The sequence below is a fragment of the Clostridioides sp. ES-S-0010-02 genome (assembly GCA_020641055.1).
Classification (GTDB): Bacteria; Bacillota; Clostridia; order Peptostreptococcales; family Peptostreptococcaceae; genus Clostridioides.
The window spans coordinates 206,858-232,124 of record CP067345.1 but is presented as its reverse complement, the minus strand read 5'-3'; the positions used below and the strand labels follow the sequence as shown (position 1 = coordinate 232,124).

General features: G+C 28.1%; 23 protein-coding genes. 2 read left to right on the top strand and 21 right to left on the bottom strand.

Annotated elements, in window-relative coordinates; genetic code table 11:
• Nucleotides 1-71: 71 nt before the first annotated feature.
• Nucleotides 72-1,430: an MATE family efflux transporter gene (locus JJC01_01510; GenBank protein ID UDN58573.1), complete on the bottom strand. Its 1,359-nt coding sequence runs from the start codon at nucleotides 1,428-1,430 to the stop codon at nucleotides 72-74.
• Nucleotides 1,431-1,941: 511 nt separating this feature from the next.
• On the opposite strand from JJC01_01510, the gene JJC01_01505 reads away from it, so the two are divergent.
• Nucleotides 1,942-2,394 carry a hypothetical protein gene (locus JJC01_01505; GenBank protein UDN58572.1) on the top strand — a complete coding sequence of 151 codons (453 nt, stop codon included), beginning with the start codon at nucleotides 1,942-1,944 and terminating at the stop codon, nucleotides 2,392-2,394.
• Nucleotides 2,395-2,553: 159 nt separating this feature from the next.
• On the opposite strand, the gene JJC01_01500 is transcribed toward JJC01_01505, so the two are convergent.
• The 6 genes from JJC01_01500 to JJC01_01475 form a co-directional block, all read right to left on the bottom strand.
• Nucleotides 2,554-3,171, bottom strand: a complete 618-nt coding sequence (locus JJC01_01500) for a DUF488 domain-containing protein (GenBank protein UDN58571.1) — start codon at nucleotides 3,169-3,171, stop codon at nucleotides 2,554-2,556.
• A gap of 47 nt (nucleotides 3,172-3,218) precedes the next feature.
• Entirely contained in the window at nucleotides 3,219-3,824 is a 606-nt protein-coding gene (locus JJC01_01495; protein UDN58570.1) for a hypothetical protein, read from the bottom strand.
• Between the two features lie 284 nt (nucleotides 3,825-4,108).
• Nucleotides 4,109-4,921 carry a MerR family transcriptional regulator gene (locus tag JJC01_01490; GenBank protein ID UDN58569.1) on the bottom strand — a complete coding sequence of 271 codons (813 nt, stop codon included), beginning with the start codon at nucleotides 4,919-4,921 and terminating at the stop codon, nucleotides 4,109-4,111.
• Between the two features lie 81 nt (nucleotides 4,922-5,002).
• Complete coding sequence (locus JJC01_01485; GenBank protein ID UDN58568.1) at nucleotides 5,003-6,415, bottom strand: potassium/proton antiporter; 1,413 nt, start codon at nucleotides 6,413-6,415, stop codon at nucleotides 5,003-5,005.
• Between the two features lie 473 nt (nucleotides 6,416-6,888).
• Nucleotides 6,889-7,797 carry a DUF2268 domain-containing protein gene (locus JJC01_01480; GenBank protein UDN58567.1) on the bottom strand — a complete coding sequence of 303 codons (909 nt, stop codon included), beginning with the start codon at nucleotides 7,795-7,797 and terminating at the stop codon, nucleotides 6,889-6,891.
• 278 nt (nucleotides 7,798-8,075) lie between these two features.
• Nucleotides 8,076-8,480, bottom strand: coding sequence for a pyridoxamine 5'-phosphate oxidase family protein (locus JJC01_01475; protein UDN58566.1), 405 nt, complete (start codon nucleotides 8,478-8,480; stop codon nucleotides 8,076-8,078).
• Nucleotides 8,481-8,712: 232 nt separating this feature from the next.
• Here JJC01_01475 and JJC01_01470 point away from each other — a divergent pair, with 232 nt between their 5' ends.
• A complete protein-coding gene (locus tag JJC01_01470; protein UDN58565.1) occupies nucleotides 8,713-9,039 on the top strand; it encodes a helix-turn-helix transcriptional regulator in 327 nt (108 codons plus the stop codon).
• Nucleotides 9,040-9,129: 90 nt separating this feature from the next.
• Here JJC01_01470 and JJC01_01465 read toward each other — a convergent pair whose 3' ends face one another.
• From JJC01_01465 to JJC01_01400, 14 genes are all read right to left on the bottom strand, one after another.
• Nucleotides 9,130-10,965 (bottom strand): glycerophosphodiester phosphodiesterase, encoded by a 1,836-nt coding sequence (locus JJC01_01465; protein ID UDN58564.1) that lies wholly within the window; start codon nucleotides 10,963-10,965, stop codon nucleotides 9,130-9,132.
• 492 nt (nucleotides 10,966-11,457) lie between these two features.
• Complete coding sequence (locus tag JJC01_01460; protein UDN58563.1) at nucleotides 11,458-11,907, bottom strand: GNAT family N-acetyltransferase; 450 nt, start codon at nucleotides 11,905-11,907, stop codon at nucleotides 11,458-11,460.
• Between the two features lie 314 nt (nucleotides 11,908-12,221).
• Nucleotides 12,222-12,626: a YmaF family protein gene (locus JJC01_01455; GenBank protein UDN58562.1), complete on the bottom strand. Its 405-nt coding sequence runs from the start codon at nucleotides 12,624-12,626 to the stop codon at nucleotides 12,222-12,224.
• Between the two features lie 116 nt (nucleotides 12,627-12,742).
• Nucleotides 12,743-13,609, bottom strand: coding sequence for a pentapeptide repeat-containing protein (locus tag JJC01_01450; GenBank protein UDN58561.1), 867 nt, complete (start codon nucleotides 13,607-13,609; stop codon nucleotides 12,743-12,745).
• Nucleotides 13,610-13,959: 350 nt separating this feature from the next.
• The gene (locus JJC01_01445) at nucleotides 13,960-14,199 is read right to left on the bottom strand and encodes a hypothetical protein (protein UDN58560.1); all 240 of its coding nucleotides are present in this window, start codon (nucleotides 14,197-14,199) and stop codon (nucleotides 13,960-13,962) included.
• A 104-nt stretch (nucleotides 14,200-14,303) separates the two neighbouring features.
• Nucleotides 14,304-14,648: an alkylphosphonate utilization protein gene (locus JJC01_01440; GenBank protein UDN58559.1), complete on the bottom strand. Its 345-nt coding sequence runs from the start codon at nucleotides 14,646-14,648 to the stop codon at nucleotides 14,304-14,306.
• A gap of 326 nt (nucleotides 14,649-14,974) precedes the next feature.
• Nucleotides 14,975-17,485 carry a diguanylate cyclase gene (locus tag JJC01_01435; protein UDN58558.1) on the bottom strand — a complete coding sequence of 837 codons (2,511 nt, stop codon included), beginning with the start codon at nucleotides 17,483-17,485 and terminating at the stop codon, nucleotides 14,975-14,977.
• Between the two features lie 998 nt (nucleotides 17,486-18,483).
• Nucleotides 18,484-18,909: a helix-turn-helix transcriptional regulator gene (locus JJC01_01430; GenBank protein UDN58557.1), complete on the bottom strand. Its 426-nt coding sequence runs from the start codon at nucleotides 18,907-18,909 to the stop codon at nucleotides 18,484-18,486.
• A gap of 282 nt (nucleotides 18,910-19,191) precedes the next feature.
• A complete protein-coding gene (locus JJC01_01425; GenBank protein UDN60106.1) occupies nucleotides 19,192-19,824 on the bottom strand; it encodes a ketohydroxyglutarate aldolase in 633 nt (210 codons plus the stop codon).
• Between the two features lie 105 nt (nucleotides 19,825-19,929).
• Nucleotides 19,930-20,835, bottom strand: a complete 906-nt coding sequence (gene dapA, locus JJC01_01420) for a 4-hydroxy-tetrahydrodipicolinate synthase (GenBank protein ID UDN60105.1) — start codon at nucleotides 20,833-20,835, stop codon at nucleotides 19,930-19,932.
• Between the two features lie 4 nt (nucleotides 20,836-20,839).
• On the bottom strand, nucleotides 20,840-21,442 hold the full coding sequence (locus JJC01_01415; GenBank protein ID UDN58556.1) for an SIS domain-containing protein: 603 nt from the start codon (nucleotides 21,440-21,442) through the stop codon (nucleotides 20,840-20,842).
• Between the two features lie 63 nt (nucleotides 21,443-21,505).
• Entirely contained in the window at nucleotides 21,506-22,777 is a 1,272-nt protein-coding gene (locus tag JJC01_01410) for a PTS transporter subunit IIC (protein UDN58555.1), read from the bottom strand.
• Between the two features lie 27 nt (nucleotides 22,778-22,804).
• A complete protein-coding gene (locus tag JJC01_01405; GenBank protein ID UDN58554.1) occupies nucleotides 22,805-23,092 on the bottom strand; it encodes a PTS sugar transporter subunit IIB in 288 nt (95 codons plus the stop codon).
• A gap of 15 nt (nucleotides 23,093-23,107) precedes the next feature.
• Nucleotides 23,108-25,189, bottom strand: coding sequence for a transcription antiterminator (locus JJC01_01400; GenBank protein ID UDN58553.1), 2,082 nt, complete (start codon nucleotides 25,187-25,189; stop codon nucleotides 23,108-23,110).
• Nucleotides 25,190-25,267: the final 78 nt, after the last annotated feature.

Below are 25,267 nucleotides of genomic sequence, written 5' to 3'. Positions count from 1 at the left end.
AATTATGATATTCTCTAAATAAAAAATCACTTTTAAATAGAATTTACTATCTAAAAGTGATTTTATATATTCTATGCAACTTTGTGTTTTAGCCACTTCGTTCCTCTTAATCTCAAACAATATAATGTTCCTCTAACAAGCCAATCTGTATACATACCTATCCAAATTCCTAGCACTCCAAATTCTAATACAACCCCTAATACGTAACCTGTAAAAATTCTAAAAATCCACATTCCTATTACGGCTGTCATCATTGTATATCTAGTATCTCCAGCACCTTTCAGCCCTGCTGATAATACAAAGGATATAGGCCATATTACCATAGCTAAACAATCACTTCGAATCAATTGTGTTGATACATCAATTACATTCGAGTTTTGAGTATACATGCTTGAAATCCATGGTGCAATTGGTATAAATATAGCACCTACTGCAAATAAGCAAACCGTTGCAAATTTAGTTAGATACAATAAAGTACTCTTAGCCCCTTTGATGTCTCCCCGTCCTATATATTGACCCACCAAAGTCGTAGCAGACAAGGCCAATGCATTTCCAATTACATTTATAATAGATGCAATTGACATTCCTATTGCATTTGATGCAATCGCTGATGTTCCCATAGTAACTATAAATATTTGAACAATCAATTTACCTGCATTAAAAAGTAATTGTTCAACCCCTGCTGGTATACCTATATTGAATATAGATTTTTGAGTTTCAACATCAATCTTAAATGGAAATATTTTACCTATAGATATAAATTCATTCCCTTTAAACAAAGCCCTTACAATAACTATACATCCGATTATTCTGGCTATGGCAATAGACATAGCTGCTCCTGTTATGCCATAAGAAGGTGTCTGTAAATTTATTCCTAAAGTATTTAAATCAACACCATATATAAGTATATATCCTAATGTTACATTTACTATATTCATAAACATAGTCACATACATAGGTTTCTTTACATCTCCACAACCCCTTAGAATACCATTTGCTATCTGCTGTGTTGCAATAAATGGATAGGTGAATAATGTAAACTCTATGTATAGTTTTGCATTTGATTTTACCAATTCTTCTGCTGAACCATAAAACAAATTGATTACACCTGTTCTAAAAATCCACATTAATACTGTTATTGTAAATGATAATATTACACCAGATATTAATGCTTGCTTGATAGTTTCATTTACTTTTTCATTATCTCTTTTCCCTATTTGTTGAGCTACAACAACAGTAGCACCAACAGATAGCGCAGCAAATACAGATATAAATATATTGTTGATTGAATCAACCATTCCAACTGCAGATACAGCCTCTTCCCCAATATGACCTGCCATCATTGTATTAAATACCCCTAAAAGCATAACAAATGTCTGCTCTATCATTATAGGAATTGCTAATCTTATAACATTCTTCCTTATAAACATTCCTTTTCCTCTTTTCCCTCTTTATATAAATTTAATTTTTAATTAGTTTATCAAACTATGAATTGATATCATAAGGTTTAGAATTGTATTTTCAACGTTATAATATACTGTATTCAAATAATATAAATCTTGTTTAATATCATTTGAACACAGTATATCTTTATAATTATCTTATGTTTATTATTCTTTATGGATACTAGATTTAAAATATTTATGAGTTAAATTAACCAGTTAATATAGCTGGACATCAAACGCAATCACTGTATTTCGATAATATTGTACCACTATTGTACAATAATAACAATTTCATAATATTATCACATATAAGTCCTGTAATAACAATTTGACACTATTACCAACCTGTACCTATTAGTGTAGAATATCTTATTAGGCTTGTTAATTCACTTTGTATCCTAATTCTAATCATTTATAAAATCTTATAAGATATCTGTAACAAAATCACATCAATTTAAATATTGTATCTTATAGACTATTTTTAGGATGTGATACTTTGGTTAATTTGAATGCGAATAATTTAAATGTAAATATGGTTTACCCTATTTCTGCCACAGCACCTATACGTTTCAGAAGATATACTGTTTCATACTTAGAAAACATGGAAAATATTTATTTAACTATAGCAACATACTTTGATACACTTGGTTTAGGTACAGTAAGTATTGACAAAGTTTATGGTCAATGGGCTTGGTTCGTTGATGATATATATGACTTAAATCTATTTGTTTTTGTAGGAAACTATCCTTATCAAATTGCTAAAAGTAGATATGATACATTTGTTGATATTTTACCAGTGGCTATTACTTCTATTGTCAATGGAGACAGAGTGTTTTTAACTTCGAATCCTTGTTTATTAAACTCAAAAATTACAGTTAGATTTATATCTAGCCATCCTACTCTTAATAGAACAGTTGATTATGGTAATATTAGAGATTTTATTTTTTAACAGTACAACATGATGTGCTATTTAAAACAATGTAACCTTTTAGATAATGATATTAATTTAACATAAAAACCTTAGCTAGTACATCATGTTTAACTGTTACAAATTTATAATAATTTTTCTTATCAAATGGTGTTTAAGTTTTTGGGTAGTTCATATATTTTACTTACCTATTTTTTCTGTTCTATATCCTATTTCTTTATTAGCTAATCTATAGCCTTCTTGTATCATATCTTCTCTTGTTAATGCATTTCCTAATAAATTATCAATACTCAGTTGTTTTCTATCACTAAAATACTTATCTAATAATGACTCTTCTATATCTTCTTGAGATGCTAAATGTCCTTCATGCATTATATATTTTACATTGAAACCTTCTTTATTTAATATTTTTCCTAGTAAAATACTTCTATGACACCTTATAGGCTCTTGCATTGCACCTAATAAAACTATTTTATAACCCATTTGACATCCCTTTTTTAATCTTTCGATTCCTTTTAAAAATACTTCTTCCTTTATTACCTCTTCAAAATCTGCATAACCTTCTTTTGTATATACATCTTTATTAGTTCTTTTTGCCCCAAATTCCTTGCCCATGTATATATATACAAATCCAGCCTTTCTCAGGGATTCATTGAATGCCTCCCTATTATACTGAATATTATATTTAGAATATGGTGTTTCTCTAATGTCAACTACACAGTTTATATTATATTTTTTTATCATATTAATAAGCTTATCAAATGGATAATTTGAATGACCTATTGCAAATATTTCCATACAATCACCTACTATTCTTAAAATTACTATTTTATACAATTGATAATCTATCTTACATACAAGCCCTCTACATTGCAAATATACTTAACTATATCTATACTTCCATTTAACCCTATATATACATTGCTAAATAATCCATTTATTTCTAATCCTATTCCCAAATCCAACATATATATAGAGAAATAAACTCTTTCTCTTAGTGCCAACTTCATAAGAGCATCAATTATATAGTAATTATACCCTATTTCTTTAAAATCAAATAAGGTATCGCTTAATTGTTCTAGATATGTACTCTCCTTTTTACTTAGTACTCTTTTTATATGTTTTTTATTTTCACTTACAAAATATTCACTTACAATTATTATTTCTTTACTGTAACTCATTATAATTAATAGTGCTCTTAAAAACTTATTTTCCTGTATAAAATACTTATCCTTTACTTTATCTAAATCCCAAAATACATCAAGGATACTATGTGGAGATTCCTTATCCATCGTTTTAGGAAAACTATCTATTTTAAAATACCTTTCATTTAGTATTATCTTGTCAGTCCTATCTAAATCTATATATGGTAAATCTTCATTTTCATAATCAATATAAAATCCATTAAATACTTGTTTTACTTTATCAGTTAATACTTTATATTTTTCCACTTTATCACCTCAACGAAAATATACAACTTTATAAATAAAATATCAATATATTTTATTTATAAAGTTGTATATTTTCATATCCTATCATTAATTAATTAAAATTAAACAATTAATTGTATTTCTTATGTTAGACCAGTTTTTCCAAGCTTAGTTGTATAAAACTCTATTTAAAATTACATATTTTAATACATAAAAATCTAGTAAAATATATTAAATATAAAAATAAGGTCTATCTTTTTATTTAGACAGACCTTACTTAATTACTTATATATTATTTTAATTTACTATAAAATATGTTTCACAGGTATCTGGATTTCTGTTAACCATTCTTCTTCATTTTCTTTATTCCATATACCATCTATATAAGATTCCCTAAAATGCCCTATTACTTCATATTTATTATCTTGTATCCATTTAAATGCATCTGCATAAGTTTTTCCTAATGTTGAATATGGTCCATTATGCAATATACAAACTGCATTTTCAACTTCGTCTATTTCTTTAAATTTTAATAAATCTGTGTCTTCTTTTAGGTCATTTATCGCCTGACACATCTCAACATCCATATCTGTTTCTCTATATTCACCATCATGATATATATTAAAACAATAGTCTGGAACCATACATGTACACCCTGATTTCATCATTTCTCCAGCCATTACATTTGGAAACAAATTGAAAAGCTCATCATAATTCTTTAATACTTTTCTCATAGAAGCAATTTTAACTTTTGGTAGAGACTTAATAATTACATTATTCATATCGACTTCTCCTTTTAAGTTTTTAAGGTAATTACGTAGTTTAATAAGCTTATATTCTTCATTCCTCATTACATCTAATATCTCTTTTTCTTTGTTTATTAAAATCCTTTCCACTTCTTCAGGCTTTTCTATTATTTCTTTTATTTCAACTAGTGATATGCCCATTTGTTTTAAGGTGATTATTTGATGCAATTTTGGCAATTGTTCTGTTGTATAGTATCTGTATTTTGTAAATTCGTCTACGTATTCTGGCTCTAACAGCCCTATATCTTCATAATACCTTAATGTCTTTGTAGTTATTTTATTTATTTTAGAAAACATTCCTATAGAAAACATCTCATCACCTGCGCATTAGATTTGATTAATTTAAGTTTAAACCTTACCCTTAGGTCAAAGTCAATATTAAATAAATTATAATTATATTAATTCTTCAATTTTGTCTCCACTTAATACTAAAATATCCCCTCTTTTTATAACAGTTGACCCTTTAGGTACTAAAACCTGCTCTTTTCGTTTTATCATAACTATTAATATCTCTTCTGGTATATTAGAATCCATTATACTCTTGTTAACCCACTTATTATCATCATCTATATTTACTTCTATAAGTTTAGAACTAATTTCACCATCATAGTCATTAAATGTTTTTAATACAGGTGTATTATCATCAACTAAGTCTAACTTCCTTGCTACAGTTGGTATCAACGTACCTTGTAGTCCTACTGAAAGTAACGCTATGAAAAATATTATATGAAATATATCATTCTCTATGACTACTCCTTGAGTAACTGCATAAATTGCAAAAACTACTGATGCAGCACCTCTAAGACCTACCCATGATATAAACAATTTTTCTCTGTTTGAAAATTTAAATTTTGCTAGAGTTATAAATGTGGCTAATGGTCTTGCAATAATTATCATAAATACAGATATGGCCATTGCTATACCAAATACACTTGGTAGTTTTGAAGGGAAGGATAACAATCCTAACATAAAGAATAACATTATTTGCATAATCCATGAAATTCCATCAAAGAAATGAACTAGACTCCTTTTATGAGGTATCTTACTATTGCCTATAATAATACCTGAAATATATACACTTAAATATCCATTTCCCCCAACATATTCACTAAGTGCATAAGAAAGTAACGCAATAGCTGTAATAAATATAGTATAAAATCCTTCTATCTCAAAATTTGAATTTCTCAAAATATAAACAGATAATTTTGCCAATATAAATCCTATTGCCAACCCAAAAGTTATTTGTTTTATTACCATTGGAATAATAAGTTCTACACCAGAATTATTCATCAATGTCAAAATAATTAATGTTAACATATATGCTATTGGGTCATTACTTCCACTTTCAACTTCTAATAATGAAGCAAGAGAACCTTTTAGGTTTAGTTTTTGAGAACGTAATACTGCAAATACAGATGCAGCATCTGTTGAAGCTGCAATTGCTCCAATTAACAAACCTTCAAATAAAGTAGTTCCTATTACCATGTAACAAAATATACCTGTAACACCTGCTGTAATTATTACACCTAATGAAGACATCAGTATAGAAGGTACTGCAACTGGTTTAGCCATATTCCAGTTTGTTCCAAATCCTCCAAAAAACATTATAAATATCAATCCAATAGAACATAATTGTTTTGTTAACTCATAGTTATCAAAATAGATTCCTACCATTCCATCAGACCCAAATAACATACCCAATAAGATAAAAATCAATAATATTGGTACTCCAAATTTATATAATACCTTACTTGAGGTTATACAAATCAATAGTACTAATCCACTTACAATCATCAATTCTGTCATAGCATCATCTCCATTTCATATAAATTTTACAGATTAAATTATATCTATAATTATACTGATTCTTTAAGTATCAATATGATATAAGTTATATTGTGCAAAGTATAATTAAAATTTAACAATCTATTAAAAGTTGATTATTATACTCAATCTCATATGTTTACTTTAATTATATTCATTTAATCTTTATAGTTTGAATTTTATTTAATTAATATTTCATTTTTCAGTCGATTATTTAGTGTATTTCATATTTTTATAGTAAGTTTACAGGTAACTATGAAATACATAATATTTAGATAAGTAATAAGAAACTAGCATGTAGTATTAGATACACTAGATATGAAATCTTCAAAATTTTATCATTGAAATATTTCTTTATATATATTATTGTATATTTTTTACAAATCATTGTCAATTTATTTTTCTCAAAAATAGAATAATTGCATAATCTTTTTTAGATTATGCAACTTATAGATTTAATCCCAAAATTTCCTTACTTCCTCTATGATTTCACTATATGGTAATAAAGTAGCCTCCACTATTGACTTGTTTGTTTTTTCTAAATAATACTTAATCATATAGTAACCACAGGCATATCCTGCACAATAAGGTAGTCCTACTGGAAAATATCCTTGCATTTTAGCTATATCATCACCATAAAGATATGATATTATATTTTGAAATCCAGTTTCTTTTAAGCCACTTTTGATTATTGGCTTTATATAGCTATTCAGTGTTTCAATGTCAGTTTTACTAACCCAAGGCCCTACCATATCATCCCCAAACATCCATGTTGCAAAGTTTTCTGCAAGACCTTCATTTATCATCATTTCTTCTAAAGTTATGTTATTACTCCAATTTATAAATTGAAATCGAATATTGTGATTACATTCATGTGCTAGTGCTGCTGGTAACCTATTAATAGTATACTCATTTGGGACTATTGATAAAAATATATATCCTGGAATTCCACCATCACCAAAATATCCATCACTTAATATTGTATAAGGGTTTTCTGGATTTGCTAATAATATTGAAAATTTATACTCCTCAGTGTTCAATTTATACCCCTCTTTTATAAAAGGCTTTATGGAACTTTCAATAGTTTCTTTACACTTGTTCCAAAGTTTGTCATTGGATAGAATATCTATGTTATTTATTTGACTTTCATTAATATCTTTTGGAGATAAAACCCCCATCATATCACTTGCCATAATTACATCATATCCACCTTCTTGTTTTGCAGTGATTGGAACATTTATACACATCCATTTAAACTCAAAAGGCTTCATCAACTCATATCTGTATATATCCTCTTTCTTATTTGCAGGTGCATTCATTATTTTTTTATATATTTTATCTGAGCGTACCTCTACAATATTCATTTTTATCATCTCCTTTAAAATAAAGTATATAGAATTACGTAGCGTCAATGTCAATATATAAACTTATACAAATAAACAAGAGAATCATTTAATTTCATATAATATGACTCTCTTATCTATTTGTAATGTGATGGATTTGTATAAGATTTTTAAACATTTATTTTATTTCTTAAAATTAATTATGTTAAAATAAGGATAATATTATCATCTAACTTAAATTCTATTTTAATGTTGTTAAAATAATATTGCTAGCTCTTGATATTAATTATTTTTTTGTATTAAATACTATATTCTTTTGGTGGCTCGCCTGAAAAATCTGAGATTACAGCCTTAGCGTCCTCAAGATAAAATATTTCAAAAGTAGGATTATCTTCATTCTTATAGATTGATTTAACAAGTTCACTAGATTCAATTATTTTTTTCTTTATATCCTTATTGTCTGAGAATATGACTTTTCCACATAGTCTTATCCAAGCAAATTCAGGAGTTGACGTAGTTATTTCTACATATGGACTTTTTTTAACTTGTTTAAATACATCTTTTTCATTACTTGTACAAAAATATAATTTTCCACATTCTTCAATCATAAATTGGAATGGGCGAACTTTTGGCTTTCCATCCGCTCCTATTGTTGCAAAATATTGAACTGGATTTTCCTTTAAAAATTTTACTACTTCATTCATTTCATCTACCCCCTAAAATAATTTGTTGTATTTTTTATTTCTTTAATAATATAATAAACTCATTAGTATCTATTGTATAGTAAGCACTTTAAAGTACTATAGTTACCTAATAGAAACTATTGGCACAGTTTATTTTTTTAATACTTATATATTTAAAAGAAATTTTTATACATATTCCCTAAAATGATATAATACTTTAAAGAAGATTATTAAAGAAAGGATGTTGTGATTTATGAAAAAAGATTTACCTGAATGTCCTGTAGAGATTACTTTACAACTCATCAGTAATCGATGGAAGGTATTAATTATACGAGAGCTATTAGATGGTACTAAAAGATTTGGTGAAATCAAAAAATCTATTGGAGATATAACTCAAAAAGTTTTAACATCAAACTTAAGGTCTATGGAAGAAAGTGACTTAGTAACTAGAAAAGTTTATCCAGAAGTTCCTCCAAAGGTAGAATATACTCTAACAGAAACTGGTTATAGTCTTGAGCCAGTTCTAAATTCAATGCATGAATGGGGAAATGATTACAGACACAAAGTTATTAACAAATAAAAATAACCGTATCTCTTCACTATGATACGGTTATTTAAAAATATTATAAAATAAATATATTATTATTTTGCAATTTGCACATTTTTTAGTCTAATACACTTCAATTATATCTTTATCAGAATCATGCCTAAATAAATAATTAGCTACTCTATTTATGAATCCATTTTTCTGCCAATAAATTGCATCATCTACTAAAAATGGATTATCTGTAATTATACTATCTACATTTAAAATAATCATTTTTTTCATTAATTTACTGCTATTAATAGTCCATACAAAAACTTGTTTTCCTTTTTGATGTATGTTATCTACTACCTTTTTATTTATAAAGGTGGACTCTATTCCATATATGTCAACATAGTCCCAGTCATAAAAATTCCCATATGCAACTGCTGTTAAATAACAAGTTACCATATTGGGATTTAATTTTTTAACCCTTTTTAATACATTTTTATTCATGGATGCTAAAACGCATTGATTATCTATTCTATTTGATTTAATTAGCTCTAATACTCTTTTTTCTACATCAGTTTTTTCATGACCATTAAGCTTTATTTCTATTAGCAATTTTATTTTGCCTTTAGAATACTTCATTGCCTCATCAAGAGTTGGTATTTTCTCCCCAGCAAAATCTGACCTAAAATGACTTCCTACATCATATGTCTTAATTTCATCATAATTCACTTCCCAAACATTTTTATTTACACCAGCGACTCTTTCAAAATTAGAGTCATGAAATAAAATCAACTCTCCATCTTTAGTTTCTTGAACATCAATTTCAGCATATTCAGCTTGAGTTATGAAGGTTTCTTTAAATGCTGCTATAGTGTTTTCTGGAGCAACCAACGCTGAAACCCTGTGAGCCGTTGCTGTTGTGTTGTAAAAAAATGAAGTATTAAATAAAATATCATTATTTAAAGAGTACATCATTGACTCAATATGTAAGATAAATAAAATTACTACTATTTTCAAAGTAACTTTTAATACTGACTTTATTGAGTTTTTTTGTTTTTCTAGATTCTTTTTATAGACACAAATGTCATTATATTCATAATAAAATGCAGAAATAAATCCAGTACTAATTATAAATATAGCTATTGATGAAATAAATGCTGCATAATCATTAAACATAATGCATCTACTAATAAATATATCTTTTAAAAAGTTTGCATTTGTGTAATTTTTAGTCCATATTCCTATCAATATAATAATAACATGATAAATTATATACCCCATAACAGTAATTATTAGAGATAATCCTAAGGAATAAAGTATTAATTTTATTGCTTTTCCTTTTGTAAGGCTAGCACTTTTTTTCCTTGCTTCTTTAAAACTATTTGTATTTAGAGTTACCTCATGTATACTAAAAATCCATCTAATGACTGATATATATAATATTAAAATTAAAACCATATAAATTATATTCAGAACAATATTAGAACTTATATAATCCAATATATATTCAGGAAGTTTTATTTTCCCTATAAAGCCTGAGGTTAGGGCTATATTCGTTAATGGAACTATTAGTAATACAAACACAAATAATAATATATTTTTAGGATTCAATATGTTTATAGATTTTCTTAAGGATAATTTAATAAGTTTAAACAAAGTAATTTTTTCAGAAATTCGTGATTTATCAAAACAAATAATCACTGAAGTAAATTCAAAAAACATATAAAACGCCAATATTATAATTGACAGTATGGCTAATATTATTGATAGAGGATTCGTTAATATTTCTCCTATGTTATCAGTACTTAAATACACTATATTTGCACTTTTCATAGAACTACTTAATACAAGTTTGATTGATGGTAATATAATCAACAAAGCTAATCCTTTATGAAATAGCTCAAATAGAATTAATGTACTCCAGTTATATTTCACCAATTTTATAAAATTATTTAAAACTTTCTTTTTCATGATATCCCCTTAATCTTTTTATTATATTTTAACCTGTAAATCACTTAAATATATATTATCTTTTAATAATTTATAATTTAATATCTCTCAAATTATTATATTTACAACTATTCACAAATAAAAAAGCACTTTCTTCTTCTTAAGAAAGTGCTTTTTACTATTAACTTGTATTTGCTTATATATTTAATATAGTGCTGAATCTATAGAAAATAAAATAAATTATTTTCAAATTTAATTGATAGAATTAAAATTATAAGGTCTATCATTTTATAATATTATTTTATTGGACATATCAAACAATAACTAAATATAACTTTCTTCCTTCTTTACAGTCATATTTTAGTGTATTATCATTTGTAAGTTCTGTAGCAAATATAGTATCATATTTACCCAAATAGATTAGGACAATTACAATTTTATTTAAGTTGTATAATTCTCTATATGCATATTTATATTTTCATATGCATATTTTTTCATTTAACTATATCTATATTAACTTAGCCTCATATGTAATATTGGAAATGGATTCCCTTGCCCATCTATTTCAGACCTATCAAACTCTTTAAATCCTAAGTGAATATAAAATCCCACTGCTTTTTTATTTTGTTCATTTACATCAACATATTTTATATTGTATTTATCTATAGCATATAATATTAGTTTTTTTCCAATACCATTACCCCTATATTCATCTTTTATAAATAACATTTCAATTTTATCTTTATCTATTCCCATAAAAGCTTTAATCATGTTATCAACTTTTAAACAAACCATAGTTTCTACTTGTGTCAAACCAATTTTAACTACTGGCTTCAAAGATTCAATATCTTTTTTTGTCAAAAAATCATGTGTTGCTCTTACTGATGATTCCCAAATTTGTAACATCTCTTGAAGCTCTTTTGCACTCCTTTGTTTAACTTCAAAAACTATTTCAGAGCTCATAATAGTCTCCTCTCCATAGTATATTTTAATTACATAGTACAACCTTATGTTAAGTATAATCACAATAAAATTTTATTTTGTAAATAGTTTATTATAATTTATAATCATGTATTTTGGGCAAATAAATTCACTGTTGAATACTAGTTAAAATGCCTCTGATACTTATAAATGAATATTCTTTTTTATCAAAGATAGAAGTTATAAAGGACTATGAAAGCTAATATCATAGTCCTCATTAAGTTTAAACATTGTATATAATACACTTTTATACTTTACTTACATTCAATAAATTTGCTACAATAATTTACCTTAGTTTATACTAAAGGTGCTTCTATTTGAGTAGTAAAAAGGAATTTATGGCAATGACCATCACTAACAGTAGTATTTCCACATACTAAGTGAACATGCTTATTAGTTCCTGGTATATTAATTGCTGGACCTGTTGTAACACATATCTTGTGGAAATGGTCAAGAAAATCTACATTATCATTTATTTTATGAACATGATTTGTTCCGCCATTTATTGGTATAACTTCACCTGTAACTCCTGCAGCACGATGATTATGTCTATCTTCACATTCTTCTGCTAATTTAACACTTTCTGAGTATTCATGGACATGTGTCATTTCTTCATAGTCATTATAGCACTTATTACACTTATTATATTTATAATCCTCATACATATAATTTTTTTCACATTTACAATTTTGACAACTCATTTTTATATCTCTCCTATTATATTATATATTAAGAAATTCCTCTAAAGAATCTCTAATATATACTATGAACTGGAGTCAAAAAGGTTCATATTTTGTAAAGTTATGTAATAATTTAATTATTTATCCCAGTATTTAGGATGTACTAGTGTATCTGGTAACTTCGTATTAGAATCTCCCTTTGCAGTATTAATCTGTAATTGTGTAAGGAATACACTATTTTTAAGATTTGCCCCTCTAATATCGCAGTCTCTTAAATCTGCCCCTATCAAATTAGCACCACTTAAATCTGTTTCCCTTAAATTAGCCGCTATAAGAAATTTACCTTTTAAATCTGCTCCTATTAAATTTGTTTTTCTAAGGTCTACTCCTATTAAATCTATACTTTTACTTAATTTTTTCTTATTTTTAAAATTAGAAGTCTTTACAAAGGATTTAGCTTTTTCTAGTACAAAGTCACTAGCTTGTGACAATAATGAATTAACTTTTGTTCGATGTGATATTATATCTAAATCTATTAGTTGTTCTGGACTCATATTAGTTAGCTCATCAGTTTCTTCAATTATTAGATTGAGTTTTTCTTTGATTGAATTAGGTATATCTAATGTAGATGCTTCTTTAAGATACCATAACATTTCATGTAACTGCCTCATAATTAAAAATACTTCAAACATCTGGTTTGCTAATTCTGGCTCTTGTATCCAGTTTTTTCCCTTGTATGTTACCTGTGCTACCTTTTGACCCGAACCAAAGCAATCATACGTAGTACAGCCTCTAAATCCTTGATTTCTAAGATTTTTATGTACAGAACATTTAAAATCTGATTGTAAGTTAGTGCATGGCTTACCTGATTCCTTATCAGCAGGAAAACCTTCTGAAGCAGAAAAATAAAGTGCCACACAACAAAGTCCAAAGCACTTTTCACAATCAATTTTTAAATCTTTAAATAATTGATTATTATATGTATCTCTATGTATAGCTTTCATATTTACTCTCCTTTTATTTTTACATTTTATAATATAAATTAATATTTATTAACAAGTCATTTTTAAACTATTTATACAAAATTACTTCTTCTTAATTATAAGTTAAAGTGTCCTTTATTCCAATAGTATACAGTAATCTATCAATATTAATATTTGTGACAATGCCTTTTTCATGCCAATAGTTTTTGCATCCACAATAGTCTAATATTACACATTGCAGAATAAACTAAAAATTTTTCGCTTTTTATTCTCCAATGTGAATTGATGTTTGTATTGCATCATTAATTTTCTTTTTAAATATATAATCTAAATTTGTCACAAAAAAAGAAAGAAATCATAAGATTTCTTTCTTAACCAATAATATATTCTAGTAATGTACCTTTTTCTATGTGTTTATCCATTTCTAATCTTTCATTTGGGCCAAATGTTATCCATAACTTTGCTTCCCCATTTTCGTCACACCCAACTACTGCTTCTCCATCTTCACTATCTTCACAGCATCTGTATACTATAGGTACTACTTTTTTCATTTCTTCCATTACTTTATTTACATAATAATCTTGTTCTTCACCTTTTAAAAAATAACACATACGTTACCCTCCTAATGAATTTTCTATTACTACATTAAAGTCTTAAATTTATATTTGTATAATAGCTATATAGATTATTTCATAAATACCACAAATTTTTTATACTATGCTTTTTTGACAACAGAAGACTTTAGTTTCATAGCTCCAAAACCATCTATTTTACATTCTATATCATGCCCATCAGATGGGTCATGAATTAAACGTATACTTTTTACTTTTGTTCCTATTTTTATAGATGATGAACTTCCTTTTACTTTAAGGTCTCTGATTACTGTCACAGCATCTCCATCATTTAACACATTTCCATTTACATCTTTAATAATGTTTGTATCTTCTTCTGTATCTAGTTCTAAAGTCCACTCATGAGAGCATTCTGGGCAAACTAGAAGAGTTCCATCTTCATAAGTATATTCTGAATTACATTTCGGGCAATTTGGCAAATTTTCCATATTCATATGTCCTCCATTTATTATTTTTAATTTTATTTTTAAATATATAAAATTTCTTTTGAGCCTATATGATACCACATTATACTTATATTGACAAATATAGCCTTGTACTTATAGTTTTAAATATTTATAAAAGAAAAAACAGTCAATCTGTTATAATCAACTGCTTTTAAAACTAATACTATTTTTTATAAATTGATATTTCAATATCATTACAAAATTTACCTAATTCCTTAAATAAGAACTCTAATATTTCCTATAGTCAACGAAAATATTTTGTCTAAAGTAAAATTTAATTTATGTCCAACATAGTACTTCTTTTACTACTAAATCATACTGACACATAAATATGCTTCCTTTTGATTCCATGTTATAAGAGTCTTATTAATATCTATAGAGTCATAATTACAATACTGCCCAATATGTAATTTAGGATATGTACTCTTAAATCTTTTATTTCCATACAATAACAAATTATCTTCCTTATCAACAACATAAATACATTGATCAATACTATCTATAATAGCCTGGTATTGCTGCATCTGTTGATTTAATTTCTTCTTTTTCTTACGTTGCAAAAATATTGATAGAACTTGAGAAATCAAAGCTAATGTACTGACTTCTTCTTGTGTCCATAGACGTAGACCAGTACATTCATCAAATCCAACAAATCCTCTGAATACCTCATCTTCTCTATATGCACATTGAAGTGTGGAATGTATGTCTTGACTAGAAAACAATTCCTCTAATTCAGGACTTAATGTATGTACATCACGACAATAGAAAACAGAATCATCTTCAAAGAGTTTTTCATAATCTCCATAGTCCTCATAATCAGCATTTTGCAAGTATTCTATTTGAGGAATGATTCCCTCATTACACCATTCATAAGTATTAGAAGTGTATCGACCATCTTCTGAATTTTCAAAGATATAAGCACGACTCACATTAAACTGCTTACCAATAATTTCAAGTATCATATTAATCGTCTGGTCTATATTATCGGTCTGATAAAGGACACGGAATATATAACGTGTAAGATTATCAGAAGATTCGACGTATTTTTTTTCTGAATCAATAGCTGTCCCAAGAGAAGAGTAATTCAATTCTTCCAAGCCTTTAAAGGCATCATGATTATAGATGACATAATTGTTTTTACCCAAACTTTTTGCCTGATATAAAGCCTTATCAGCTCTTGTATACATTTCCTTGAATGTATTACCATCTTTCGGATATATAGAGATTCCAATACTACAGGTTACTTTTACAGAGCTTTTTTCTTTCTGAAATAGATGACGGAACATATACAGCAATTCTTCTGCTTTCTTTTCTGCATCTTTAGTTGAAGAAATGTTCTTCATAAAAATTGCAAACTCATCTCCACCTATTCTGCCAACAACATCACTATCGCGCATTATTTTTTTCATGCCTGATGCCATCTCTGTGAGCACTATGTCTCCAATCATGTGACCTTCTGTATCATTAATATGTTTGAAATTATCTGTATCAATCATAAATAGCGCACCCATAGCATCTAAATTTTGTTCAACATATTCCTTAATCTGCTTTTCTGTTTCAGCACGATTATAAATTCCTGTCAATGCATCTTTCTCTGCTATGTATTGCAATTTCTCAATCTGTTTTCTTTCTTTTGTAATATCAAGTCCTACACTATAAAAAGATGGTATTCCATCCCAACTGTCTTCTCCACTAATATAACATAGAGTGATAGTCCATATACGTTCTTCTTTTGAGCGCGTATATGCTCTTGCTTCAAATACAACATTATCTCCAGACTCTTTTAAATCTTGCGCCATCATCTTCGCACGCTTATAATCCTCAGGATATAAATATAAACATTGGCTATTAAGTTCCTCTTTAAACTGCTCCTTTGTATATTCAATCATATTCAGAAATATATCATTATACCAGAGTATTGTAAGATAATCCCTTGCATCCATTCGAATCATTCCTGCTGGAATAGTTTTCAGGATTGATTCTCTTTCCTGATCTTTTTTTGCAAGTTTATACTCAGAACTGTACATATCATAAGACAACTCTATGCGTGCTCTGTGTCCTTCCCAATTTATCATACGATTTTTAATCATAAATGTTCGCTTCAACTTGGAATTGTAAAACTCCCATTCATATGTCTCATCTTTTTTTAAACATGAATTGGTACAGAATGGACATGGGGAAGTTCTACCTTGAATTACCTCATAGCATTTTTTCCCAATCACCTCATTTGCTGATGCCTGTAGAGTATTACATGACTGTTTATTTACGTACAACAACTCATATGTATCCATATCACTTATATATACATTTCCAGCATACTCTGACATCATCCACTTAAAACTCTCTGTACTTTCTTTTTCCATCTCATATAGTTCATTCTGTCTAATTTTTAACTCATCAATATTTGAATATATGATATAGACTATTGCTTTTCCATCCTCCTGTGGCTCAACTAATATACCAGTCATTATTACCCAAACATATTCTCCATGATTTACTGGAATGCAAGTTTGATATTCTACACTTTTCTTACCATTCTGATAAGCATCTAAAAAATGACTTTTCATAGCTTCAAAATGATAAAGATTATCTTCATAATAATGTCTAAGACTAGAAAAATGAGACAAAAATTCTTTCTCTGTATATCCCAACAACTGATAAAAAGCTGTATTTCCCCAGATAATTGTAAATGAATCATCTAAAATATGCTTACTAACTCCAATATCCATAGCTTTTAGCATGTCCTCTGAAATAACTTCATTATTTGTTACTTTCTCTTCTTTACACATTCGATGTGTCCCAGTATCTTCTTGCTTCATTTTTAATTATCCTCCTCTCTTTATACCCACTTCTAATCTATTGTGCTAATTAGCATAATGATAAAAGTGAATAATCAGTGTGTCAAATTATTTTATTTACAATATTGTTTTATTTAACTTTTAAATTTTCACACATCGTCCAGCTTGAATGCTAAAGGTATGGCTATTGTTGATTTCCCTAATGCTACAACTTCAAAAATTATACAAATTGATTTCTTCTAATTTAGGCAATAGGTTTGATTTATTGCAAACAAAACTTGATTAATTTTATATATAGGGTGGAACTTATTGTTTCTTAACCATAATTTTCTGATATTTATCTAAAATTTGCCTTCTTTTAATGAAATTATATCATAACTTGAACTTTAAATCAGTCCTTTTCTAAATAGAAAAATAAGATAAAACCATTGAAATTATGGAAAAAATAATAGAAAATCATATCAATTTAAATATACTATCTACAGTGTTTTGTATTAACTCTACAAGTCTGATTGACCATTGCTATTTTTAATACGTATTTTTAAATATTCTTCTAAATTATCTTATAAAACTATATGTTTTTCGAGTTAATTATATATTAATATTCATTTTTTTAAACTTAGAGATACTATCTATTCTTAAATTCTTTTTAATATCAATTAAATATATTCTTTGTTTTTTATTCTATGTTATATACTATACACATAAAAACTGTATCTATTACTTATAGTATAGTTATTTGCTATACTATAAGTAATTTCTTCACTAAAAAATAACCACATAAGTAATTATCTTATATGGTCTATGTTAATTATTCATTATTATAAAGTTTTATTTTTAAGTGTACTACAGTAAATGTACTAAAATTGTTTAATAAATTTATTTTCTTTCTTATCAATAATTAAAAAGTAAGTGGTTATACCTAGATAATTATTATCTAATATAGCATCAGAAAAACTACCTCAATCTTCAACTAAAAGTAAATCTGTAGGTTTAACTTTTTTAAAATTTAATTTATTCTATTTTTTTATATAGTCCAGTATATAACTAATTCCCATACCTATAAAACTACCAACTATCCCCCACATAAAATTACTTGTGACAAATCCAATTGAGATGCCAATTATAAAACCACCTATAATTAAATTATCTGATGGGTCATTTTCTTCCTCATTTTTATCATAATCTGCGATATTATCAGTAGGTAATTTACCTGGTACAATCGTATCTTCAGCTTCAGTTTTATTTGTATTAACTATCAAATCATCTAAAGTTACATTAAATAGATTTCTTAATAGTATTAAATTTTCTATATCTGGATATGTTTTATTGGATTCCCATTTTGATATAGCTTGCCTAGATACATTTAGCATTTCAGCAAGTTGTTCTTGTGATAGATTTCTTTCTTTTCTTAGTCTTTTTAAACTTTCCCCCAAGTTCAACATAATCACCTCATCTCAATTTAAATTATATTTATTTATTGATTTATTCACAAGACTTATATAGTTGCACCATGTTAACTATTAGTTGCATTGCTGAATTTATCTACATTTCAAATAAAAAAATAATAAAGGAGTTGCCTTAAAATTGATTTTTTTCTAATCAAATTTTAAATTCAACTCCTTTTTTGGAATTTTAAATGAAATTTATTTCTTGAAAATAAGCTACTCTTCGTAAAAAAAAGCTGTTACACATCAATTTATAATTGTTCATCAACAGCTCTAACTTTAAGCTTTTCTTATATTTTTAATTGTTTCACGAATCTTTCTGGCATTTTCAGCAATATCTTCAACACTACCCTTGGTTAATAACCCACCAAATCCACACACATCAACACCATTTTCCAACCATATATGCAAGTTATCAAGAGTAATTCCACCACTTGCCAATATTGGCATATCAGGTATTGGTGTTTTAAATACCTTTACTAGTTTAGGTCCATAGAAATCTGATATTGGAAAAGCTTTGATAAAGGTAGCTCCTAAACTCAATGCATCTACTGCTTCTGTTAGTGATGTACACCCTGGTGCGTAAGGAATTTGATATCTATTACAAGTTTTTGCTACACCTTCATTGTAATTCGGTGCAATAATGAACTGAGCTCCATGTAAAATGGCATGACGAGCTGTTTCACTATCCAAAACTGTTCCAGCACCCACACAAAGTCTTTTACCATACTTTTTGCTAAGCCCTTGAATGATTTCTCCAGCATTATTCAAGGTATAACTCATTTCTATAACTGGTACTCCACCTTTAATACAGCCTTCAGCAATCTCACATGCACGCTCAAGTGTTTCCACTCTTACAATTGCTAGAGCTCCACATTCTACCATTCTTTTAGTTATATTCATCTTTTTCATACCATTCACCTCTACATTCATCAAAGCATTTTGATTCTTCATTAATTCCAATCCCATTTTACAATACTATATTAGTTATATGTCAATGTGATGTCACTATCTGTGTTATCTATTCTCACAGTTTTTATTGAATAAAGTTTTATAATTTTCAACTACTTGCTTAATTTCTTCAAGCAATTCTCCCATTGGCTCAATTACAGGAAGTCGTGCAGTCCCAACATTAATTCCATTCAAGACAACAGTTTTCTTTATAACAGATGGAATAGTCCCAAATTTTAGGATACGACGAAGTTCTTCAATACTATTTTGAGCTTTTTGAGCTGCTCTTAAATCACCCTTCATGAATTTATTATAAATAGCAATATCAATCTCTGTTAAAAAATTTGCTGTGGCTGCTACAGCACCTTGCCCACCAGATTTCAAAGTATCAAGAATAAGGGAATCTGAACCTGAAAATACACTAAAGTCTTCATTCCTAGTTATTTCAATATAAGCTTTTATATTATCAAGCTTACCACTACTATCCTTTATTCCAACAATATTCTTTACCTTAGATAATTCATGTACTGACTCAGGTTCAATATTAATTCCAGTCTTACTTGGCATGTTATACATCATAATTGGTAAGTTAACTGCATTAGCAATAGTTTTATAATGTAAAATTAATTCCTGTTGTGTTGGTGTTACAAAATATGGCGTAATAATTGATAATGCACTTGCACCTATTTCTTCCATTCTCTTGGATAAACTTATAACTTCACGAGTTGAATTACCTCCTGTTCCAACAAAAACAGGTACACGATTGTTAGTGTGATTGATAACAATCTTTGCAAATTCAACCTTTTCATCATCTGTAAGCACATGACATTCACCATTAGTTCCTAAAATAAATAATCCATAGATTCCTCTATCAATTAGATAATCAATCAATTCACATGTTGCGTGTGGATTGATATTTTGATTTTCATCAAATGGAGTTATCATTGCACATATAATACCTTTATATTTCATAAAATTATATTCCCTCTCTAATAGACTTTCCAAGACTTCCTCCTGGATGCCACTTTAAATACTGCTTTGCATCAAGACCTTTAGCGTACTGAAGTGCAACACTTAATGATTGTAATACTATAGTTTCAGCAAGAATTGATGCACGAGGAGCCTTATTAAGGCAATCTCCTTCCTGTTTAACGCCTGCAAATAGGAATATATCAGAAGAATTTTTTAAGTATGAATCAACATTACCACTCACCCCAATTATTTTTGCTCCATTTGCTTTTAATGTTTCAACAGTTGCTTTTAATTCTTGAGTTTCACCACTATTCGATATTGCAATAACAACATCACCCTCAAGTACTTGACCACTTGACCCATGTACTGCTTCTGTACCATGCAATACATATGCTGGTGTTCCAGTAGATGAAAGTAATGAAGAAATATACCCTGATACATGACCTGGTTTACCAATACCAGTTACATGCACACGTCCATAACTTCTTTCTGCTTCGAAAATTAAATCACATGCTTTGTTTATAGATACTTCATCTATTGAAGCAATGAACGTTGCAACTTCATTAGATAGATTCTCTAGAAATACAGGTAATGTATTTTCTACCATAGATTTATCCTCCTTAAAATTATAATAGGAATACCTATTATCCTTGTATAATATTAATATGTTTTAGATAGGTTTTATAAATTGTAAAATATTATGTAATATTGAACCAACCACGTTATAATCAATATTAGGGAAAGTTGCTCCTTCTATACCAAGTGTTCCATAAACTGGATATAGTATAACTGGTAAGAATGCAAGAAATAATCCTACAACGAATGAGCCAACAATAGCTCCTCTCCATCCTCCTGATGCATTACCAAATACCGCAGCTGTACCACCTGAGAAGAAACATATATGAGCAGCTGGAATAATTACTACAGGGAATATATTAGGAAATGATGCCATAATAACAATTGCTAATAGACCAGCAGCATATGCTGAGATAAATCCAATAATAACTGCATTTGGTGCGTATGGAAATACTGTTGGTACATCTAATGCAGGACGTGAACCTGGAATATATTTTTCTGAAATAATTACGAATGCTGCAGTTATTTCAGCCAAGAACATACGAACACCAGACATTAATATTGACATACCAGCTACGAATGTAAATGCTTCTATAAGAGGGAATACTAACCAATGTGTTGAGCCAGCAAGTTCCTGAGTAAATGAGTGTCCAGCTTTTAAAGTTGCTACATAGAATAAGATTAACATAACTATAGACAGACCCATTAAGAAATCTCTAAATATTGATAACCACTTAGGAAATTTAATCGTTTCTGTTGTTTCTTCTTTATGCTTTGAAAATAAACGACCAATATAACCTGATAAGCCATAACCAATCATGTTGAAGTGACCAATAGCTTGTTCATCCCCACCTGTCAGTTCACGCATAAATGGTTGACAGAATTGAGGTAATGCAGCAGACATAAATCCTAAGATAGTACCACCCACTAAAATAGTAATTGTGTTATCGAATCCATGTGCTTTCATAATCAAAACTAATACACAAGAAAAGAATAAACTATGACCTGTTGTAAAGAAAATATTTTTGAATCTTGTAATACGTGCAAAAACTAAGTTTAATATGAATCCAAGAATCAATGTACATGAAACCGCAAAACCATATGTACCTTGTGCAAGTGCAGTAGCTGCTTCTGGTGAAGCTATAACACCTGTAATTCCAAAACCTTGTTGAAATAATTTATTGAAGTTCTGTAATGCTCCAGTCATAGCTGAAGCACCAATACCAAATATCAAGAAACCTATAAGTGTTTTTGAAGCTCCAGTAAATACTTCAACAGCTGGTTTCTTTTGAAGAATCAATCCTATAAATGCAACTACACCAAGTAAAACAGCTGGCGTACTCAATAAACTAATAATAAACTCCATAAATAGCCCTCCTTATTCTATTAAATTTTATTTTTCTTTTGATGCAAGAAATTTTTCTAATGCTGTTTTAATTTCATTACGGTCAACAATGTTGTGAATTCCAATTATATCAAATTTCAAATTTTTATTTTTTAACTCTTCAGCAACATCAATTAATGTTTCTACAGCATCTCCATTGAATCCATTTAAGGAGTCTAATGAACCATGCTCTACTTCAATTGGAAAATTATTTTCCTTAATAATTTGTTGAGTCTTTATTTTTAACATCAAACTTGAGCCAACTCCTGCTCTACATGCGATTAAAATTTTATACATAATTAAATCCCCCTTTTATAATTCATGTGTTTTTATAAAATCAATAATTTCATTAGCTTCCTTAGCATTATCCAAAACTCTAAAGAATTCTTCTTCTTCCAATAGTTCAACTAACTCTGACATAGCACGTAAATGACTATTATTATCTATTGCACTTAAGCAAAATACATATTTTACAGGGTCATTATTATCATTTCCAAATTCAACAGGATTTTCTAAAGTAGCAATCCCTATTGCAATTTCTTTTGCCCCTGCTTCTGGTCTAGCATGTGGAAGTGCCACATGTTTTGTAATTACTATGTATGGTCCAGACGCTTTTGCTGAATTAACCATAGCATCTACATAGGCTTCAGTTACTTTATTATTTTCAACTAAGACAGAAGCTGACTGTCTAATAGCTTCCTCCCAATCTTTAGCTTTTATCCTTAGTTTTATTAGCGTTTCATTAGTAATGTCACTTAGCATAGGTCCTTCTCCTTCCTTAGACGTAAAATTTTCTATCTGTGTAAAATAGGCTAATAACTCACTTGAAAGCATACTTTCAGAAGTTACTTTCGCATATTTTTTTATTATATCCATAACCTCATCGATTTTAGGTTGCCTTAAAAAAATATCACCCAATTGAATGTACACTTCACGTGTAACCTTATATTTTTCTTTTGGGGTCATAACAGGACTAACTTTAATCACTGGCACATCTGTTTTTAAACCCTCCGCCTTATAATTAGTTGTAAACACAATGTCTACAGATTCACTAATATTTCCCAGTTCAGAGAATTCTAGTATTGGTAGAAAATGCAAATCAGGGAACAAGCTTGTAAGTTCTGCATGTAAAATAGCTGAACTGCCAACACCATTTGAACAAACTATCAATGCTCTCCTTTTTCTAGGTCCATCAAACTCTTTTTTATCTGAGAAAAGGGTTGCAAAATGCATAGTTAAATATGCCAATTCCTCTTCTTGAATGTCTTCTCCAAATAGCCCACAAAACTCTTTCATTGCATTACTCACAATTCTATAAACTAATCTATATTCTTCTTTTACCTTTTCACAAATTGGATTATAAATAGGTAATTTAAATAAAAGTCTGTAATAGGCTGGTCTAAAATGAGAATATAGTCTCTTAAATATTTTTTCTTGACTTATATAATAAACTCCACTTAAATATCCAAAATTTGTCATCATTTTATTTACAATTTTTGAAATAACAGCTCTATCTTCTGTATCTTCATCATCATTTCCTACTGATATACCTAAAATCCAAGCACTAATATACATTATATTATGAGATTTTATCTTCTCTTTACTCTCATATACTTCTAATAACTCCCTAGCAAATTTGTATTCCTTCATCGAACTCATGACTGCAATATTAGGAATATCTATATTTTCTTGAATAACTATTCTATTTGAATACATTCTTGCTTTTAGAAAGATAAAGATATATATAAACTCTATTAATCTATCTTCAACAAAAGTAATTTCATATTTTTTTACAAGCTTTAATATAATTTTTTTAGCTTCTTCAAAACTATCTAACTTATACTCTTCAATAAAAATATCAAATACTCTTGAACTTTTCTCATTAGATAGAGTTTCTATAATGTTTTTAATAAGTACTCTTCTAATTTCCATCTCATTCCCGACTAGGTAATATCCGTTTATACGATTGTTCTTAACTTTAATGTTCTTTTTTTCAAGTTCTGGTATCAAATCTTTAAAATCAAGATTTACAGTAGACCTACTTACTTTTATAGAATCTATAAAATGATTAATTGAAATATCCTCCAGATTAATAAAAAGCATTAAATACATATATAAAAGTCTTTCTGTTTTGCTAAAATAGTAAGTATTCTTAGAATAGTTTTTTTCGAGGATTTCTCTAATTGCATCTTTTGTATCTTTTTTAACAATAATATCTTTATCAGCTCTTAAATATATAAGTGGTACTTTTTTTACTTTAAGTATGTCATTGATTTTATTTATTCTATAAGTAATTTGCCTCTTTGATGCATTAGATTCTTCTTGTAGTTCGTCAGCTGTAATCAATGTGCTATTTAATAAAACCTGAAGAATTGATACAATTTCTTTATCCACTTCTATTAATCCCTACTTTCTTGTTAAGATTAGTCTTTGTATTATCACTAGATTTTCATCACCTCCACAATATTTATT